Annotated in this window: 2 protein-coding genes; one reads left to right on the top strand and one right to left on the bottom strand. The window is 73.4% G+C overall.

The features are described 5' to 3' along the window. Nucleotides 1–138: 138 nt before the first annotated feature. On the top strand, nucleotides 139–1,152 hold the full coding sequence (locus AC13HU_RS32670) for a LacI family DNA-binding transcriptional regulator (RefSeq protein ID WP_483045603.1): 1,014 nt from the start codon (nucleotides 139–141) through the stop codon (nucleotides 1,150–1,152). A 93-nt stretch (nucleotides 1,153–1,245) separates the two neighbouring features. Here the strand turns inward: AC13HU_RS32670 and AC13HU_RS32665 are convergent, their stop codons facing one another. Continuing rightward, complete coding sequence (locus AC13HU_RS32665; protein ID WP_483045602.1) at nucleotides 1,246–4,449, bottom strand: alpha-mannosidase; 3,204 nt, start codon at nucleotides 4,447–4,449, stop codon at nucleotides 1,246–1,248. Between the last annotated feature and the right edge of the window lie 94 nt (nucleotides 4,450–4,543).

Raw genomic sequence — 4,543 nt, 5'->3', positions numbered from 1 at the left:
GGCGTACCCCGGGGGAGGCAGGCGACGGCCCGCCGAAGCGCCCTGTCATGATGGCGGGCCGGGCGGGAAACGCCGCCCGCGCCACCACCACCGCCGGCCCCGGGCCAGGGGCTCCGGGAGCGCCCGATGAGGAGACCCGTGAAGCGCCCGACGATGAAGGACGTGGCCCGCGCCGCCGGGGTCAGCCCGATGACGGTCTCCCGCTTCGTCTCCGGCGAGCCCGGCGTGTCGCCCTCCACCGCGGCCCGGGTCGAGCGCGCCATCCGCAAGCTCGGCTACCAGCGCAACGACAACGCCCGCCACCTGCGCCAGAAGAACCTCGGCACCTCCACCATCGGCCTGGTCGTCGACGACCTCGCCAACCCCTTCTACGCCCTCCTGGCCCGCTCGGTGGAGGACGAAGCGCACCGCCGCGGCTACGTCGTGCTGGTCGGCAGCACCAACGACGAGCCGCACCGCGAACGCGAGGTGATAGCCGCGTTCACCGCCCGCCAGGTGGACGGCCTGATACTGGTGCCCACCATCGGCGGCCACGGCTTCCTCAAGCAGCCGATGGCGTCCGGCACCCAGGTGGTGTGCGTGGACCGCCCGGCAGGCGGCCTGGAGGTGGACACCGTCACCGTCGACAACCAGGCCGGCGCGCAGCGCGCGATCACCCACCTGCTCGGCCACGGCCACACCCGCATCGCCTACCTCGGCGACCGGTACGACATATGGACCCAGGCGGAACGGTTCGCCGGCTACCGCGACGCGCTCGCCGCCCACGGGCTGCCGCTCGACGAGACCCTGGTACGGCACGGGCTGCGCACGAGGAAGTCGGCCTGCGCCGCCGTCGCCTCCCTGCGTGACCTGCCCGACCCGCCGACCGCGCTGTTCACCAGCAACGACCTGATCACCCTCGGGGTGCTCGACGCCGGCCACGCCGCGCCGTTCGCCATGGTCGGCTTCGACGACCTGCCGCTCGCCGAGCGGCTCGATCCCCCGCTGACCGTGGTCAGCCAGGACCCGGTGGCGCTCGGCGGCACCGCGGCCAACGTGCTCTTCTCCCGGATCGCCGGCGACCGTTCCGCGCCACGCTCGGTGGTGCTGCTGACCCGCCTCATCGTGCGCGCGTCGGGGCAGAAACGGGCGCGCGTGGTCGGCGGACGCTGAGACCGGCTGCCGCGCGCCGCTAGGCCGCACCGCCGGGACGGGCGCCGCCCGGAGCCGGGGAGGACCCCGGCCGGCGCCCCGCACGTGGGCCCGTCAGGGCCGCCCGGGAGCCAGCCGCAGCGTCAGGATCTGGAACGGCCGCAGCGTCAGTCGCACCGCGGCACCGGCCGCCTCGTAGCTCCCGTCGTCCGTGATCGGCCGCTCCAGCAGGTCGGTGACGGCCACCGACGCCAGGTCGAACGACGGCGTCAGCGTGGCCCGGGCCCGCCGGCCGTGCGCTTCGTACAGCCGCACCAGTACGTCCCCGGACCGGTCGTCGGCGAGCTTGACCGATGTGATGACGACGCCCTCGTGGTCGACGGTCACCAGCGGCGCCACCGCGGCCGCGCCCGGCACCGTACGCTCCGGCAGGTTCAGCCGGTAGCCCTCGCGGATGGCGTCCGGGACCTGGGCGCCGATCACGAACGCGTAGCGCAGCCGGTGCCGGCCCTGGTCCTGTTCCGGGTCGGGGAAGCGGGCCGAGCGCAGCAGCGACAGCCGGACCGTGGTGGTGGTGCCGCCGTCCGCCCGCACGTCGCGGGTGATGTCGTGGCCGTAGGTGGAGTCGTTGACCAGCGCGGCACCCCAGTCGGGCTCGCCGACATGCAGGAAGCGGTGCGCGCACACCTCGAACTTGGCAGCGTCCCAAGTGGTGTTGACGTGCGTGGGCCGCTCCACATGGCCGAACGGGATCTCCGCGGTGGAGTGTGCGGCCCGCACATCCAGCGGGAAGGCCGCCTTGAGCAGCTTCTCCCGCTCGTGCCAGTCGACCACGGTCTCGATGTCCACCTGCCGGCTGCCCTCACGCAAGGTCAGCACCTGCTCCACCCGGGAGTTGCCGAAACTGCGGACCACCCGCACCCCGCCGCCCGTGCCGGCCGCGCCGTCCGGGGAGCCCTCGAACGCGGCGACCGAGTCGGCCTGTGTCAGGTCGCGCACGCTGTTGCGGTAGAAGGCGTCGATGTCCCAGGCGTCCCAGCGGTTCGGGAAGTCCTGGTGGAGCTGGAGCAGGTTCGCGGTCGCGCCCGGCGCCAGCGCCTCGCGCTCGGCGAGGGTGTCGTACGCCGAGGTGATCAGGCCGCGGCCGTCGATCGTGATCCGGACCAGCCCGTTGTCGAGGACGAACCCGTCGCCGGACGGCACCGGGCGCACCGTGGCCGCGCTGCCCGCCCGGGGTGCGGCACCCATCGCGGGCACCCCGTCCCGTGCGTGCGGCGCCGCGTTGAACACCACCTCGCCGCCCTCGCCGCCCTCGCCGCCCTCGCCGCCGTCGTCGCCGTCGTCGGCCGCGGCCAGCGCGCGCTGCGCGGTGTCCACCAACTCCCGCAGTTCGCGCCCCACTTCGGTGTATGTCTGCTCCGCCTCCCGGTGCACCCACGCGATCGACGTGCCCGGCAGGATGTCGTGGAACTGGTGCAGCAGCACCGTCTTCCACAACCGGTCCAGCGCGTCGTGCGGATACGGCGCGCCGGTGCGCAGAGCGGCCGTCGCCGACCACAACTCGGCCTCGACCAGAAGGTGTTCGCTGCGCCGGTTGCCCTGCTTCGTGGCGAGCTGGCTGGTCAGGGTGCCGCGGTGGAACTCCAGGTACAACTCGCCCACCCACACAGGCGGGTCCGGGTACTCCGCGCGCGCCTTCGGGAAGAACTCGGCCGGCCCCTCCACGCTCACCCGCGGCGAACCCTCCAGGCTGGCCAGCCGGGAGGCCCGCGCCAGCATCTCCCGGGTGGGCCCGCCACCGCCGTCTCCGTAGCCGAACGGCACCAGCGACCGGTGGGTGTGCGCCTTGTCCCGGAAGTTGCGCTCGGTGTGCGCGATCTCCGCACCGGTCAGGCCGCTGTTGTAGGAGTCGACCGGCGGGAAGTGGCTGAAGATCCGGGTGCCGTCGATGCCCTCCCAGAAGAAGGTGTGGTGCGGGAAGGCGTTCGTGGTGTTCCAGGAGATCTTCTGGGTGAGGAACCAGCGCACCCCGGCCAGCTTCATCAGCTGCGGCAGCGCCGCGTTGTAGCCGAAGGTGTCCGGCAGCCACATGTCCTCGGTCTCGAGGCCGAACTCCTCCAGATAGAACCGCTTGCCGTGCACGAACTGCCGTACCAGCGACTCGCCGCCGGTGATGTTGGTGTCCGGCTCCACCCACAGGCTGCCGGTCGGCAGGAACTGCCCGGTCTTCGCCTTCTCCTGGGCCCGCGCATACACCTCCGGGCGGTGCTCCTTCAGCCACGCCAGTTGCTGCGCCTGGCTCATCACGAACCGGAACTCCGGGTGGTTGTCCATCAGTTCGGTGACGTTGGAGACGGTCCGCGCCACCTTCCGTACGGTCTCGCGCAGCGGCCACAGCCAGGCCGAGTCGATGTGCGCGTGGCCGACCGCCGAGATCCGGTGCGCGGCGGTGCCGGCCGGCGCGGCCAGCGCCGGGATGAGCGCCTCGCGCGCGGCGGCCGCGCTGCCGCCGATGTCCTGGAGGTCGACCAGGTCGAGCGCGTCCTCGATCGCCCGCATGATCTGCCAGCGCCGGGTGGACTGTTCGGGCAGCTCCCGCATCAACTCGCCGAGCACGTCCAGGTCCTGGACCAGCTCGAAGACGACCGCGTCGAAGACCGCGAGGTCCAACCGGCGTAGCTGGTACAGCGGTTCGCCGGCCGGCGGGCGCCCGCCGCCGTCCCTGCCGCCGTCGCCCGTACCGCCGGCGTGCACATCGCCCGCGTTCGTACCGCCCGGGTCCGTACCGTCATCGGCGCCGTCCGCCAGCCAGCCGGCCCGGTCGCCCGCCGCGGTCACGCCGAAGGTGAGCTGTTCCGGGCCGGTGTGCATCACCACCGGGTTCGCCGCGGCCTCGACGTGGAACAGCACCTCCTCGCCGCCGCGGGCCGGGGACGCGACCGGCAGATGGGTGTTGCGCGGGTTGAGTGCCTTCACCGCGGTGCCGTCCGGCCGGTAGGCCAGGCCCTCGGTGGAGAAGCCGGGCTCGGTGGTGCCGAACCCCAGGTCGACGACCGCCTCCACCGGCAGCCCGGCCCACTCCTCCGGCACCCGGCCGCTGATCCTGAACCAGCTCGTCGACCAGGCCGGCCCCCACCGGTCGCCGACCCGCGCCGGGGCGTACTCGGCGGCCAACCCGGCGGCTACCGGCACCGGTTCGCCCGGCACGTGCCAGACCTCGACGGCGAGCGGCACCGTACGGGCATGGACGGCAGGGCGCAGGCGCTGGTTCAGCACGCGGTGCAGCCGCTCCTCGGTGCTGGCGGGATCGCTGTGCATGGAAGGGGGCCCTCCCTCTCGGTGGGTGCGTGCCCGGGGTCGGCCGGGCGGGGTCGGGTTGCGGACGCTGGTTGCGGGTACGGCGGTGGTGGCG

Source organism: Streptomyces sp. NH27, from assembly GCF_056859195.1.
The sequence above is the reverse complement of the archived record's forward strand: the minus strand, read 5'-3'. Positions and strand labels throughout refer to the sequence as shown.